General features: G+C 65.3%; 11 protein-coding genes and 1 pseudogene. 4 read left to right on the forward strand and 8 right to left on the reverse strand.

Annotation, left to right across the window (positions count from 1 at the left end):
• Positions 1-12: 12 nt before the first annotated feature.
• Positions 13-906: a LysR family transcriptional regulator gene (locus ACVWW6_RS23605; protein ID WP_011088296.1), complete on the reverse strand. Its 894-nt coding sequence runs from the start codon at positions 904-906 to the stop codon at positions 13-15.
• 101 nt (positions 907-1,007) lie between these two features.
• On the opposite strand from ACVWW6_RS23605, the gene ACVWW6_RS23610 reads away from it, so the two are divergent.
• Positions 1,008-1,991 (forward strand): aldo/keto reductase, encoded by a 984-nt coding sequence (locus ACVWW6_RS23610; protein WP_011088295.1) that lies wholly within the window; start codon positions 1,008-1,010, stop codon positions 1,989-1,991.
• Positions 1,992-2,291: 300 nt separating this feature from the next.
• Entirely contained in the window at positions 2,292-2,486 is a 195-nt protein-coding gene (locus ACVWW6_RS23615) for a hypothetical protein (RefSeq protein WP_018322145.1), read from the forward strand.
• 58 nt (positions 2,487-2,544) lie between these two features.
• On the opposite strand, the gene ACVWW6_RS23620 is transcribed toward ACVWW6_RS23615, so the two are convergent.
• Positions 2,545-3,519 (reverse strand): zinc-dependent alcohol dehydrogenase family protein, encoded by a 975-nt coding sequence (locus ACVWW6_RS23620; protein ID WP_456681452.1) that lies wholly within the window; start codon positions 3,517-3,519, stop codon positions 2,545-2,547.
• Positions 3,520-3,640: 121 nt separating this feature from the next.
• Between ACVWW6_RS23620 and ACVWW6_RS23625 the strand changes: the two genes are divergently transcribed.
• A complete protein-coding gene (locus ACVWW6_RS23625; RefSeq protein ID WP_456681453.1) occupies positions 3,641-4,492 on the forward strand; it encodes a LysR family transcriptional regulator in 852 nt (283 codons plus the stop codon).
• 1,109 nt (positions 4,493-5,601) lie between these two features.
• Positions 5,602-8,064: a putative bifunctional diguanylate cyclase/phosphodiesterase gene (locus ACVWW6_RS23630; protein ID WP_456681454.1), complete on the forward strand. Its 2,463-nt coding sequence runs from the start codon at positions 5,602-5,604 to the stop codon at positions 8,062-8,064.
• Here ACVWW6_RS23630 and ACVWW6_RS23635 read toward each other — a convergent pair.
• The 6 genes and pseudogenes from ACVWW6_RS23635 to thrS all read right to left on the reverse strand — a co-directional run bounded on the left by ACVWW6_RS23635 (position 8,050) and on the right by thrS (position 14,904).
• Entirely contained in the window at positions 8,050-9,318 is a 1,269-nt protein-coding gene (locus ACVWW6_RS23635; protein ID WP_456681455.1) for a serine hydrolase domain-containing protein, read from the reverse strand. The genes ACVWW6_RS23630 and ACVWW6_RS23635 overlap by 15 nt on opposite strands.
• 62 nt (positions 9,319-9,380) lie before the next feature.
• Positions 9,381-9,944, reverse strand: coding sequence for a nitroreductase family protein (locus ACVWW6_RS23640; protein WP_456681456.1), 564 nt, complete (start codon positions 9,942-9,944; stop codon positions 9,381-9,383).
• Positions 9,945-10,042: 98 nt separating this feature from the next.
• Positions 10,043-10,396 carry a hypothetical protein gene (locus ACVWW6_RS23645; protein WP_161534469.1) on the reverse strand — a complete coding sequence of 118 codons (354 nt, stop codon included), beginning with the start codon at positions 10,394-10,396 and terminating at the stop codon, positions 10,043-10,045.
• A 14-nt stretch (positions 10,397-10,410) separates the two neighbouring features.
• A complete protein-coding gene (locus ACVWW6_RS23650) occupies positions 10,411-12,105 on the reverse strand; it encodes a YadA family autotransporter adhesin (protein WP_271612026.1) in 1,695 nt (564 codons plus the stop codon).
• 21 nt (positions 12,106-12,126) lie between these two features.
• Positions 12,127-12,699, reverse strand: a pseudogene (locus tag ACVWW6_RS23655) (hypothetical protein); the annotation flags it as partial.
• A 162-nt stretch (positions 12,700-12,861) separates the two neighbouring features.
• On the reverse strand, positions 12,862-14,904 hold the full coding sequence (gene thrS / locus ACVWW6_RS23660) for a threonine--tRNA ligase (RefSeq protein ID WP_049832605.1): 2,043 nt from the start codon (positions 14,902-14,904) through the stop codon (positions 12,862-12,864).
• Positions 14,905-14,940: the final 36 nt, after the last annotated feature.

The raw sequence follows: 14,940 nt of genomic DNA on the forward strand, positions 1-14,940 counted from the left end.
CTGCGCGGCCCCTCACTTCCGATACCTCAACGCCTCCACCAGCACGGCAAACGCTGGCGTCGGCTGCCGCCGGCTCGGGTAATAAAGGTGATAGCCCGCGAACGGCGCGCACCAGTCGGCGAGCACGCGGATCAGCCGCCCGTCGGCGATCTCCCGCTTCACCAGATCTTCCGGAATATAGGCAAGACCAAGCCCCGCCAGCGCGGCATTCATCCTGAGCAGGCCGGTGTTGAACACGAGCTGGCCGTCGACCCGCACCTTCATGGCGTGGCCGCGCTTCTCGAACTCCCAGGCATAGAGCCCACCATAGGTCGGCAGGCGGAGGTTGATGCAGTTGTGCTCGGTGAGATCCTGCGGCCGCTTCGGCTTGCCCCGTGCGGTGAAATAGGCAGGTGAGCCCACGACCGCCATGCGCATCTCCGGCCCGATCCGCACCGCGATCATGTCCTTGGCGACCTGCTCGCCGAGCCGCACGCCGGCATCGTAACGCTCGGCGACGATGTCGGTGAGGCCGTAGTCGACGACGAGCTCGACCTTGATATCTGGATACCGCGGCAACAGCCTGGCGAGCGTCGGCCACAGGATGGTCTGTGCCGCGTGCTCGCCGGTGGTGATCCGGACGGTGCCGGCCGGCGTCTCGCGCAGCGCGGTCAGCGCCGACAGCTCCGCGTCGATCTCCGCAAAGCGCGGTCCGATATTGCGCAGCAGGCGCTCGCCGGCTTCCGTCGGTGCGACGCTGCGGGTGGTGCGGGTGAGCAGCCGCAGGCCGAGCCGCTCCTCCAGCGCGCGCACGGTGTGGCTGAGCGCGGATTGCGACACGCCGAGCTGGGCGGCCGCGCGGGTGAAGCTGCGCTCGCGGGCGACCGCGAGGAAGGCGAGGAGGTCGTTGACGTTGGTGCGGGCCATTCATGAATCCGGATCATGAGTACATGCCGGTTTTATCACCTAATCGCAGGCTCGCGCGCGACCTAAATTCGCAGCCGAACGTGATTTCAAGGAGAGCTGCGATGCGGATGCGTAAACTGGGCAAGAGTGGTCTGGAGGTCTCGGCGCTTGGCCTCGGCTGCATGGGACTGAGCTACGGCTATGGTCCGGCGACGGAGACCTCGCAGGCGATCGCGCTGATCAGGACCGCCTTCGAGCGCGGCGTGACCTTCTTCGACACCGCCGAGGCCTACGGCCCCTTCGTCAACGAGGAGCTTTTGGGCGAGGCGCTGGCGCCATTCCGCGACAAGGTCGTGATCGCCACCAAGTTCGGCTTCAAGGGCGGCAAGGTCGAAGACGGGCTCGACAGCCGGCCCGCCAACGTCAAGGCGGTGGCGGAGGCCGCCTTGAAGCGGCTGAAGACCGACCGCATCGATCTGTTCTATCAGCACCGCGTCGATCCCGACGTGCCGGTCGAGGACACCGCGGGCGCGGTGAAGGACCTGATCCGCGACGGCAAGGTCCTGCATTTCGGCATGTCGGAGGCGGGCGCGCAGACGATCCGCCGCGCCCATGCGGTGCAGCCCGTGACCGCATTGCAAAGCGAATATTCGCTGTGGTGGCGCGAGCCGGAGCAGGAGATCCTGCCGACGCTGGAAGAGCTCGGCATCGGCTTCGTTCCCTTCAGCCCGCTCGGCAAGGGCTTCCTGACCGGCGCGATCACCGAGAGCACGACGTTCGACAAGAGCGACTTCCGCAACATCGTACCGCGCTTCTCATCCAGCGCACGAAAATCGAACCAGACGCTGGTCGATCTGCTCGGCGAGATCGCAACAGCGAAGAAAGTGACGCCGGCGCAGATCGCGCTCGCCTGGTTGCTGGCGCAGAAGCCGTGGATCGTGCCGATCCCCGGCACCACCAAGCTGCACCGGCTCGAGGAGAATGTCGGCGCGGCCGCGGTGACGTTGTCGGATGCGGATCTCGCTGCCATCGCGGCCGTGCTGGCCAAGGTGGCGGTGCAGGGCGATCGCTATCCTGCGCATCTCCAGGCGCGAGTCGGCCGCTGACATCGTGTGTGAACGCCCGGTGAGCGTTCGCTTACCGGGCGTCCTCGTCCTGTGTTCTGATTTGAATACCTCTGTCAGCGCTATCAGGCGCCCGAGCGGCCGCAAAACACCGCAAACATCGGCTTATTCCACGGGCGTCGCGACTTCGTCACAGCCGGTGCAAGATACGCATTTCCGATAATCAATTTTATTCTCTTTCCATCCTGCTGCGTTATATGTCGGGCATCCGTCTAATGGGGGAGGCCGGAGCAGGCGTGTGCGCTTGCGAGACCGGCAGGAGCAGGGACCAAGCCCGTCGGTATGTTCGAAGTGATCCTCACCAGGCGTAAGCGGTTTGGCTGGCGATGGCAGGTGTGCGACCAGTCCGGCAAGATATTTGCCGACGGCTTCGAGCGCACCCGGCCGTCCGCCAAATATCATGGCGAGCGCGCATTGTTCTTCCTGTTGTCGCAGGCCTATTTGCGCAACCGCTCGGCCGCGTCCAGCGAGGACTAGCGCGACCGTCGTTCCGTGGCCCGGACACGCGCGCTCCATCCGGGCTACGAGCCCGACCTCAGACGTCAACGACCAGCTTGCCCTTCGCAGCACGATCCCTGATCAGTGCGTAGGCGTCGCCAACGCTCTCCAGCGTGAAGTGCCTTGCATCGAGCAGGGGCACGAGCTTGCCGGCCTCCACCAGGCGTGTTGCCTCGCTCATGATCTCCCCGTGACGCGCGCGACCTTCGCCTGTCAGCAGCGGCAGCAGTGTGAACACGCCGGAATAGGTGGCAGCGCGGAACGACAGCGGTGCCAGCGCATGCGTGCCCCAGCCGAGCGCGCTCACGACATGACCGAAGCGGCGCACGGCTGCGAAGGAGGCATCGAGCACCTTGCCGCCAACGGTGTCGTAGACGATGTCGAAGCCGCGCCCGCCGGCGTGCTGCGCAACGTAAGTCTCAACCGCGATGTCGCGGTCGATGAAGACGGCGCCAAAGCCTTCTATCGTGGCGCGCTGCGACGCTGAGCCCGTCGCGAACACGTTTGCTCCGAACGCATGCGCGATCTGGATCGCGACATGGCCGACGCCGCCCGCACCGCCATGGATCAACACCTTCTGGCCGGCCTTCAGCGAGGCGCGGTCGATCAGGCCTTCCCAGGCCGTGATGAAGATCAGGGGCAGGGCGGCCGCCTCGCGCATGCCGAGATTGGCGGGCTTGGTTGCCAGCAGATCGGCATCGACGCTCGCGAATTCGGCGAGCGATCCCGGCACACCACCGACGCCTCCGGTCATGCCGTAGACCTCGTCGCCCGGCTTGAATCGCGTGACGTCGCGCCCGGTGCGTTCGATGACGCCGGCGAGATCAAGGCCGAGAATAGCAGGCAATGGATGGCGCGCATGCGCCGCGGAGCCTGCATGGATCTTGGTGTCGAGCGGATTGATCCCGCTCGCGCGCACCCGGACCAGCACCTGATTGGTGCCAAGCTCCGGCGTGGAAATCTGTGAGACGCGCGGCGGTGCGTTGTACGCCTCCAGGACGCTTGCGCGCATGGTCGAGTGTCCAGTCATGATCGTCTTGCTCCGTTGTCGGCCTCCAATATGCCCATTATTTTTTGCATGGAAAGAAACAAAGATGTACGGTTGTCGTGCATTTATGTATGGGAGGGTTTTGATGGACTGGAGCGATCTGCGCATCTTCCTCGCGATTGCCCGCGAGGGTACGCTCGGCGCTGCCGCGCGAAAGATCGGTCAGACCCAGCCGACGATGGGCCGGCGGCTTCGCGCGCTCGAGACGGCGCTCGGCCAGACACTGTTCCAGCGCACCGCCGACGGCTTTGTCCTCACCGACGAGGGCACCGCCGTGCTGCGGCATGCCGAGCGGATCGAGGAGGAGGCGCTCGCATTGGAGCGGCATGCGACCGGCGCGGAGACGCAGCTCGACGGCTTGCTGCGCCTCTCGTCGTCGGACTGGTTCGGGACGGTGATGCTCTCGCCGGTGATCGCGGCCTTCGGCAAGCGTCACCCCAAGGTGACTGTCGAGCTCCTGACCGACGCGCGCCTCTACAGCCTGCCGCGCCGCGAGGCCGATCTCGTCTTCCGCATCAAGCCGTTCAGTGAACCCGAGGTGATCTCGCGAAAGCTGCTTCACATTCCCTACGCGCTCTACGGCAGGAAGGGCAGCAAGCCGCCGCGCGCCGGCGAAGGCAGCGGCGTCCGCGTCGTCACCATGAACGCAGAATTCGCCGACATGCCCGATGCAGTGTGGCTGAAGCGCGTGCTGCCGAGGGCGGAAATCGCCTCGCGCAGCAATAACCGCCAGGCGCAGGCCGAACTCTGCGCCGGCGGCGGTGGATTGGCCGTGCTGCCGCGTCCGCTCGGCGACCGCGACCGCCGCCTCGTCGCGCTCGACATCGGCTCGACGCCGCCCGGTCGCGACACCTTCGTCGGCTATCACCGCGACCTCAAGCGCCTTGGCCGCCTGCGCGCGATGCTCGACCTTGTGATCGAGCGGCTGGCGGGGTGATGGTCTCGTAGCCAGGGTGAGCGAAGCGATACCCGGGACCGGTGGTGATCGAGAATCCCGGATGTCGCTTAGCTCACCCGGGCTACGAGACCTTGCGTTGCCCGTCGGGCAAGACACGCAAGATGCCGGTCAACGCGCCTCGTCGAAAATATTCCACTTTACCGAAATTCGGAAACGGCGTATGTGTCGCCTCACTCCGGCCCAAGGAAGAGGGGCGTATCGCGATCGTCACGAACGCGGGCCGGGCGGCGGTGGACGCAAGTTGCATCGGCGCGAAGGGTTTCGCAGGGCGGGCAACCGTGAGCGAGGACGTCGCGCGCACGACCGGTGTGATCGGCGTACGGCCAAATCGTGTCGTCCTGGCGCCCGGGGTCTGTGCGCCAAGTTCTGCGGTGATGTGTGCGGCCCGACCGGACCGCGCGCGTCAGCCATCCGCAGGGCGACGGGGGCAATAGTGCATCGCTCCCCGGGGAGAGCACGACATAAGCCGTTCCAACCACTGCGCAGGGAAGGCCGGGATGTCTCCGGTTGCCCTGTTACCCGCTGTGCATCGTAGCGCAATCTGCATCTCGCATGGCGGTCGATGGGAGCCAACCGGCTCCCGGCCTTCCCTGCGCCCTCTTTCATCCGAGGGAGAGGTGACGAAGCAAAGCTCGGGCGAAACAAGCCGCGAGAGGGTGAAGGTGTGTCTGCGATGGGAATGCGAGTTGAAAGAGCGACGTTGTCACCCACACTCCGTCATTGCGAGCGCAGCGAAGCAATCCAGAATCCCTCCGCGGTGACAGTCTGGATTGCTTCGCTGCGCTCGCAATGACGGTGGTGATGTCGGCGTTGCCGAAACGCGATGTGGCCACCAGCGTTCGCAGCAACCAAGTTCGGTCGGTATGGGTCCTGGCTTTCGCCAGGACGACACTGAGAGTGGCGCGACGCTATCGCCATCTCATCGCGCAGCCCGCAAAAACAAAACCGTCATAGTCTCTAACGGCTACTAACCAACGCCTGACTTAAAACTGTCATAATCGCCGAATGGAACCCGCACCCGCGCGCTCTTTACACGCCGTTAAGTGCACCTGCATTGGATGCGCTCGGAAAGTGCGTTGGGGACTGCGATGAGTGCCGCGAAGAAGATGCCGGGAAAACCGGCCGCCGAAATGTTTGACGACATCCCGGTGCTTCAGCGCAAATGGCGCGCCGCGTTGAAGCCGGGCGAACGGCTGCCGCGCTACGAGGACGTGATGCTCGGCAGCCTCGGCCGGCTCGCCGACCATATCGCACTGCTGAAGAACGACGGTGCGCTCGAGCTATCGCGCAGCGGACGCTACGTGCAGAAATGGCTCGGCGAGGAGCGCTGGGACATCCCCGTCGCCGAGCTCTCGCCCGATTGCGCCACGGCGCTGTCGGAAGCGGCGGCGAGCGCGCTTGCGAACGGACGGCCGCACCAGGCGAGCGCGCATTGCGTGCGCGACGGCATGGTCAGGACCTACGATGTGCTGGCGCTGCCGACCGCCTCGCGCTGGGGCGCGACGCTGGTGGGCGCCTATGTCAACGAGCGCGGCACGCAATACAATCTGCTCGATGCGATTTTCGCCTCGACCGACGACGCGGTGATCTCGCTGGCGACGCTGCGCGATGCCGGCGGCAAGCCGTTCGATCTCCAGATCGTGCATCACAACCAGAGCGCCGCCACGCTGCTGAAGGTCGCGAGTGCCGGCCTGCTGTGGCGCCGGATCGGCGAGGGCAACACCCTGCTGGCTGCGTCCGACATCATGGAATTCCTGCTCAAGGCCGTCTGCGGTGGCCGCGGCGAACAGCTCGAGATCGAGCATGATGGCCGGCATCTCCGGCTCAGCGCCACGGCCTTCGCCGACGTGCTCTCGCTGACGATCTCCGACGTCACCGCGCTGAAACGGCGCGACGCCTCGTTCCGGCTGCTGTTCGACAACAACCCGATGCCGATGTGGGTGTTCGACGCCGAGACCAAGCAGTTCCTCGGCGTCAACGATGCCGCGGTCCAGCATTACGGCTACAGCCGTGCCGCCTTCCTGCGCATGAAGCTGCACGAGATCTGGCCGGAGGACGAGTGGGACAGCCACGCCGAGGCGCTCGATCGTGTCGGCGACACCTATCATTCCTCGCGCAACTGGCGGCACCTGCGTGCCGACGGCAGCGAGATCGAGGTGCTCACCTTCGGCCGCCGCGTGGCCTTCGACGACCGCGACGGCTATCTGGTCGCGGTGGTCGACATCACCGAACGGCGCAAGGCCGAGGCGCGCATCGCCCACATGGCGCACCACGACGGGCTCACCGACCTGCCGAACCGCGAATACTTCCAGGAGCGCCTGAAGCAGGCGCTCGACCAGGCCGGCGGAAAGCGGGTCGGCGTGCTCTACATCGATCTCGACCTGTTCAAGAACATCAACGATTCCTTCGGGCATCCGGCGGGCGACCGCCTGTTGAAGGAGGTCGCCGAGCGCCTGACCACCGCGGTCCGCGGCGCCAATCTCGCAGCCCGGCTCGGCGGCGACGAGTTCGCCGTGATCCTGGCGGCCGATGTCTCGCCGAACGAGGCCAGCGCCTGCGCGACCCTGTTGATCGACATGCTGAAGGCGCCATACGAGATCGACGGCCAGGAGATGGTGATCGGCGCCAGCATCGGCATCGCGCTGTCGCCCGGCGACGGCGTGACGTCGGAGGAGTTGATGCGCAACGCCGACATGGCGCTGTACCGGGCCAAGTCCGACGGCGGCGGCGTGCACCATTTCTTCGAGCGCGAGATGGACCTCCAGGCGCAGAAGCGCCGCGACATGGAGCTCGATCTGCGCCGCGCCTTCGCCAATGGCGAGTTCGAGCTGCACTATCAGCCGCTGGTGTCGATCGCCTCCGACCGCATCTCCGGCTTCGAGTCGCTGCTGCGCTGGCGTCATCCCGACAAGGGCATGATCTCGCCGGCGGAGTTCATCCCGGTCGCCGAGGACATCGGCCTGATCACCCAGCTCGGCGAATGGGTGCTGCGCGAGGCTTGTGCCGAGGCGGTGAAATGGCCCGTCGACGTCAAGGTCGCGGTCAATCTGTCGCCGGCGCAATTCCGCAGCCGCAACCTGGTGCAGGTCGTGATCTCGGCGCTGGCGCAGTCCGGCCTGTCGCCGAAGCGGCTCGAGCTGGAGATCACCGAGTCGATCTTCCTGGCCGAGACCGATGCCAATCTCGCGATCCTGCACCAGCTGCGCGAGCTCGGTGTCGGCATCTCCATGGATGATTTCGGCACCGGCTATTCCAGCCTCAGCTATCTCCGCAGCTTCCCCTTCGACAAGATCAAGATCGACCGCTCCTTCGTCAAGGACCTGGCGCAACGGCCCGATTGCGTCGCGATCGTGCGCGCGATCTCCGGCCTCGGCCGCAGCCTCAACATCACCACGACTGCGGAGGGCGTCGAGACCGAGGACCAGCTCGACTGGCTGCGCGCCGAAGGCTGCAACGAGGTTCAGGGGTTTCTGTTCAGCGCGGCGCGGCCCGCCGCCGAGATCGAAAAGCTGCTGGCCGATTTCGGCCAGCGCGCCTCACGGGCGGCGTAACGCGGGCGGAAAGCAGTCGTAGACCAGCGCCTTGAAGGCGGGCGTGATGCGGCTGCGTTCGTTCTGGGTCTGCTGCATCATCAGGTAGACCATGTCGAGCTTGGGATCGACGCCGAAATAGGTGCCGCTGCCACTGTCCCATTTCAACTCGCCGATCGAGCCCGGGGGCGGCGGCTTCGCATTGCCGGGATCGGTGCGCACCGCAAGGCCGTAGCCATAGCCGAAGCCGTCACCCGGGAAATAGAAATAGTCGCGTCCGACGCCGGAGCCGGGACCGACGTGATCGGTCGTCATGGCCTTGAAGGCGGCCGGGCTGAGGTAACGCCTGCCCTCGAACTCACCGCGGTTGAGCAGCATCTGCGAGAAGCGCTGATAGTCGGTGATGGTCGAGAGCAGGCCGCCGCCGCCGGACTGCCATTCGGGATGGTCGAGCCGGTCGCGCTCGGCGGCGAGCAGGATGTAATCGTTCGGCAGCGGCCGCGCCATCCGAGCCAGTTCCTCTTCCGTCGCGAGTGCAAACTTGGTGCTGCTCATGCCGAGCGGGTCGAGGATGCGCTGCTTCAGGAAGTCGTACAGGGTCTGGCCCGAGATGATCTCGATGATGGCGCCGAGCACGTCGGTGGAATGGCCATAGCGCCACAGCGTTCCCGGCTGCCGTGCCAGCGGCAATTTTGCGATGCGATCGGCGAATTTCCTGTTGTTGAAGGGATCCTCGAAAATGTTGGCAGCCTTGTAGGCCTGCTCGACCCATTTGCCGCCGATATAATCGTAGCTGATGCCCGAGGTGTGTCGCAGCAGATCCTCGATGTTGACGGGACGGACCGGGGGCACGAGGTCCAGCTCCAGCTTGCCGTCCGGCTCGGTGACCTCCAGTCCCACCTTGGTGCCGGCGAAGAGGGGGACGTATTTCGATGCGGGATCGGTAAGCGCAAGCTTGCCCTCGTCGATCAGCATCATCGCGCCGAGGCAGGTGATCGGCTTGGTCATCGAGTGGATGGCGAAGATCGTATCCGGCGTCATGGCGAGGCCCGTCCTGACGTCGCGCACGCCGAATGTCTTCAGATAGACCGGCTTGCCGTGCTGCTGGACCATGATCACGGCGCCCGGCAACCGGCCGCTCGTCACCTCGTTGTCGAAGAACGCCGTGATGCGGTCGAGCCCTTCGGGCGCAGGTGCAGGGATGTCGGCGGCCCGGCTTCGCGCCATGGTGCCGGCGAGCAGCGCGGCTCCGACCAGAAATTCACGCCGCTTCATCTGGGCCCCTTCCTCGCCGGGATCAAAGCCGCAAGATATTCAGGGCGTCAACATGTCGTCGATCAAAATCGTGTCACGATTTCCGAAAGGAACGGTCGCGGACGGTCCTCGCTCGGCTTGGTCGGCGTGCCGATATGGATGAAGCCGGCGAGCTTTTCGTCCGGCTTGAGGCCGAGGCCGTCGAGCACGTCGCGGTCGAACGAGAACCAGCCGGTCAGCCAGCATGCGCCGTAGCCGAGCGCGGTCGCGGCCGTGACGATGTTCATGGCGCTGGCGCCCGCCGACAGTTCCTGCTCGAAGGCCGGTACCTTCGGATGCGGCTTGGTGAAGCTGACGATGCCGATCACGAGCGGGGCATCGGTGAGCCGTTTCCGCTCGATCTCGACATCGGCCGCCGGCGCGCCCGGATTCTTCCGCGCAAAGACCTTCGCAATCACCTCGCCGGCGCGCTGGCGCGCATCGCCTTCGAAAATGATGAAGCGCCAGGGTGCGAGCTTGCCGTGATCCGGCACGCGCGCGCCGATGGTGAGGATCGTCTCGAGCTCGGCCTCCGAAGGGCCGGGCCCGGTCATCTCGCGCGGCTTGACCGAGCGGCGGGTCTTCAGGAGTTCGATGGCGTCGGGCACGGGCGTCTCTCTCATGGAACCAATTGGGCACCGCATAGCATGCGATCCTGCCGGCCACGAGACTGAACAGGCTCATTTAGACCGATTGTGATCGGGGCCTATTTGTGCCTCGTCGGCGCAGCGACAGCTGGCGTGCCCGGCATACAGTTGATGCTACCGATGCCGTTCGGGCCGTATTGTACGAAACCCGTTGCCGTCGTCGGCGAGTGCGGCGCCGAGATCGGCAGATACACATAGCAGATGGTGCCGTCGACCGGATCGCGCAAGCGCTGGACCACCGTATCCTGGAGCGGGCCGGCGAATTGCCGTTCCAATTGCATGCGCGGAAGCTTGGCCCATTCGCCCGATGGCTGGAATTGTTGCGGCGGCGGTTGTTGCGGCTGTTGCGCGACGACAGGGCGGGAGCCGAGCACGACTGCGGCCAGCACGAAGGCCGGGAAGGGAAGCTTCATCTGCGGCACCAACTTCAGAACTCGACCGCCATGCCGGCGCGGCCGATATGCTCGCTTCCACCGCCATTGGAATAGCCGCCAAACAGCACCGTCGGCGTCGTCCAGTCCAGGCGATGTGAGATGCCGATGCCCACGCCGGATTGGCCGCGATAATATCCGGCGTTCACTGCGACTGTGGTCCTGCCACGCGCCGACGGCATCAGCACCGGTGCGGCTGACACCGCGGCGACGATGCCGCGCCGGGCCTCCTGCTGGTTGGCGGCGATCTCGCTTTGCAGGCTGCCGATCTGTGACTGGAAGCCTGCGACAGCCGACTGGAGCTGGCCGACATTGACTGCATCGGTCTGGTTGACGCCGGCGGCGACATTGGTGAGGCGGCGCTCATTGCCGGCCGAGCCGAACGACACGGTGTTGGCGACGGTGTTGGTCGAGCCTGTGCCGATCGCCACTGAGTTGGCCGCGGTTGCCGAGGCATTGGTGCCCAACGCGGCCGAGTTCGAGCCCGTCGCAACCGCACCGTCGCCGAAGGCCGCGCCGCCATTGCCTGCGGAGGCTGCTGCGCCGACGGCTACCGAGCCGGTTGCCACCGCACCGGTGCCGATCGCAATCGCATTGGTGCCGGTCGAGGCGGAATTCAACCCAATTGCGATCGAGCCGGACTTGGTGGCCTGCGCATTGCCGCCGATCGCAATCGCATCGGTACCGGAGGCGTTGGCCGCTGCGCCAGCGCTGTTGACCTTGGTGTACTGAGTTGTCCCGGCGATGCCGGCCACCGTCGCACTCAGCGAGGCAACGGTCTGGTTCGTGGCGTAGAGCTGGCTGCCGTTGACGGCGTCGGTGCTGGTCGCGTCAACGGCGCCCGCGGCGACGCCAGTCACGGTGCGGTTGCCCGATGTGCCCGACACGTCGACCACGGTGCCATCCGTGCTGCTGCCGATACCGATGACCTTAGTCGACGAATTCTGCTGCACGAGGCCGATCGACCCGTTGTCGATCTGCGTCTGCAAGTTGCTGATGCTGGTCGCCGTGCTGCTTAGCGCAGCGTTCACGGCAGAGAACGCGCTGCCGACGTTGTTGTAGGAGACGCCCTGGATCATGTAGCTCGGCGCAACCATCTGTCCGCCGGCATCGAGCGTTGTGCCGAATGCTGCGGCGACCCTCTGGTTTGCAGTGTAGAGCTGGCCGCCATTGACGACATCGGTGCTGGTGGAAGACAGCGTGCCGGCGGCGACATTGACGATCCTGCGCTCTTTGCCGGCCGAGCCGACCGAGATCGTGTTTGCGACATTGGCGACGGACTTGGAACCGAGCGCAACCGCGTTGGATGCAGTCGTTTGCGCACCTTCACCGATGGCGACGCCCGAAATTGCCGCCGCTGAAACATTTGTATTGAAACCAAGAGCGGTCGAGTCCACGGCGTTGGCGCGCGCGTTCCAGCCAAATGCCGACGCAGCTGTGGCGCCCGCGACACTTGTGTAGCCGTAGGCCGAACTCCCCTGGCCGGTTGCCGCCGCGGCTTGCCCGACGGCCGTACTGTAGTCGCCATAGGCGTGCGCCGTCCGTCCGACAGCGGTTCCGGCGAGATGGGCTTGGGCGGAACTGCCGATTGCGATTGCGCCTGAATTGTCGGCAAGCGCATCCGAGCCGAGTGCGACGCTGTCCGCTCCGGTTGCCTCGGCGCTCTGCCCGATCGCCAGCGCGCTCTGCATCGTTGCCTGACTCTGCCGGCCGAACGCAATGGCGTAGTCACCACTGGCGCTCGCGGCGTAGCCAACGGCGACGGAGGCTACGCCAGTCGCTGTGCTTGAAGCGCCGAAGGCGGAGGACTGTGTCCCGCTCGCCGTGCTCGAATTACCGAAAGCCGAGGCTTGCTGGGCGGTCGCGCTGCTGTAGGAGCCGAAGGCGGAAGTCTGCGCTGCTGTCGCCTCGCTTCCGTAGCCCACCGCCGTCGAATCCGTCCCGCTGGCATTGCTCGTCGCTCCGACCGCGGTGGCGTGGCTTTGCGACGCACTACTCAGAAAACCGACCGCGACACTATAGGCTCCCGCTGCATCTGCATGGTTCCCCACCGCCGTACTGCTGGAAGCCGAAGCGGATGCAGCGTTGCCACAAGCGAATGAATCGGCAACGGGCGCGCTGCCACTGCCGGAATCGAGCAGGCAGGTTTCGGCGTAGACAGCTTCGGGAAAGACAATGAACCCGACTGCGAACATGACAAGAGCGACGACGGCACCTGAAGCCGGCCGCCGAAACCCGGCTGCCTCGGCCTCGGCTCGCAAATTCGTATCGAGTTCACCAAACATGACCAATGTTCGCGCGGAGCCCGGTACGTCGGTATCCCCAATTCATGGGGTAGTGCTCCGGAAGTCGGGCTGGTATCGCGCTCTGAGGGCGGCCACCTTGCTGCGCAGACGCGCAGAGCGCGCCGGTAGGCGCGCCCTGTTCGTCAAGTTCAGTGGCAGGTTCTAAACGATGCCCCGTGCCCGCACGACATCGGGCGGGGTCGCTTCCTCGACCAAGGCGGCGATCGCCTCGGCGGTCGTCATCACCTTCTGGCCGTCGCTGCCGAGCCGGCGGACGGAGACCGAATGCGTCTCGGCCTCCTTCTTGCCGACCACGAGCAGTGCCGGGATCTTGGCCAGCGAGTGCTCGCGGACCTTGTAGTTGATCTTCTCGTTGCGCAGGTCGATCTCGACCCGAAGCCCCGCGCGCCGGGCCTGCTCCAGGACCTGCTTGGCGTACTCGTCGCCCTCGGAGGTGATGGTCGTGACCACGGCCTGCACCGGCGAGAGCCAGAGCGGGAAATTGCCGGCATAGTGCTCGATCAGGATGCCGATATAGCGCTCCATCGAGCCGCAGATCGCGCGATGCACCATCACCGGCGGTTTCTTGCCGCCGTCATGGTCGATGTAGAACGCACCGAACCGCTCCGGCAGGTTGAAGTCCACCTGCGTGGTGCCGCACTGCCAGTCGCGGCCGATGGCGTCGCGCAGCACGTATTCGAACTTCGGCCCGTAGAACGCGCCTTCGCCCGGGTTGATCTCGGTCTTGATGTGGTTGTTCTGCGACTGGATCTCGCGCAGCACCGTCGCCATCACGCGCTCGGCGTGATCCCACATCGCATCCGTGCCGACGCGCTTGTCGGGTCGGGTCGACAGTTTCACGGTGAGATCGCCGGTGAAGCCGAAATCCGCGTAAGTCGACAGGATGAGATCGTTGATCTTCAGGCATTCCTCGGCGAGCTGGTCCTCGGTGCAGAAGATGTGCGCATCGTCCTGGGTGAAGCCGCGCACGCGCATCAGGCCGTGCATGGCGCCGGATGGCTCATAGCGATGCACCACGCCGAACTCGGCGAGCCGCAAGGGCAGGTCGCGGTAGCTCTTGAGGCCGTGCTTGAAGATCTGCACATGGCCCGGGCAGTTCATCGGTTTCAGAGCGAACCAGCGCTTGTCCTCGGCCTCGTCGCCGGCCGACTGCGCCGCGAACATGTTTTCGCGGTACCAGCCCCAATGGCCCGAGGTCTCCCACAGGACCTTGTCGAGGATCTGCGGCGCGTTGACCTCGCTGTAGTCGCCGGTCAGGCGGCGGCGCATATAGGCGATCAGCTGCTGGAAGATGGTCCAGCCCTTCGGATGCCAGAACACGACGCCCGGACCTTCCTCCTGGAAATGGAAGAGGTCGAGCTCGCGCCCGAGCTTGCGATGGTCGCGCTTTTCGGCCTCCTCGATCTGCTTGAGGTAGGCGTCGAGGTCCTCTTGCTTGGCGAAGGCGGTGCCGTAGATGCGGGTCAGCATCGGGTTGTTGGAATCGCCGCGCCAATAGGCGCCGGCCACCTTCATCAGCTTGAAGGCATTGCCGACCTTGCCGGTCGAGGTCATATGCGGGCCGCGGCACAGATCGAACCAGTCGCCCTGGTAGTAGATCTTGATCGGCTCGTTGCCGGGAATGGCGTCGACCAGCTCGACCTTGAACGCCTCGCCCTTGTCGCGGAACACCTGCTTGGTCTTTTCGCGATCCCAAACCTCTTTCGTGAAGGGTTTGTCGCGCGCGATGATCTCGCGCATCTTCTTCTCGATCGCGGCAAAGTCTTCCGGCGTGAACGGCTCGTTGCGGAAGAAGTCGTAATAGAAGCCGTTCTCGATCACCGGACCGATGGTGACCTGGGTGCCCGGCCACAGCGTCTGCACGGCTTCGGCGAGCACGTGCGCGCAGTCGTGGCGGATCAGCTCCAGCGCGCGCGGATCGTCGCGGTTGATCAGCTCGATCTTGGCATCGGCTTCGATGGGATCGTCGAGGTCGGCGACCACGCCGTCGAGCGCCATCGCGACCGTGCGCTTGGCCAGCGACGGCGAGATGCCCTTGGCGATCTCGAGGCCGGTGATGCTCTTGTCGTATTCGCGCCGGGCGCCGTCGGGGAAGGTGAGGGTGACTTTGGCTGCGGGGGTCACGGGCTTCAGATTCGAGAGGCTGTACTGGAAGCCGGATTCGGATTTGGGCTGGTCGGTCATTGCTTTTCTCCTGAAGCTCACTCCTGCGAACGAGCG

The sequence above is a fragment of the Bradyrhizobium sp. USDA 3311 genome (assembly GCF_054062495.1).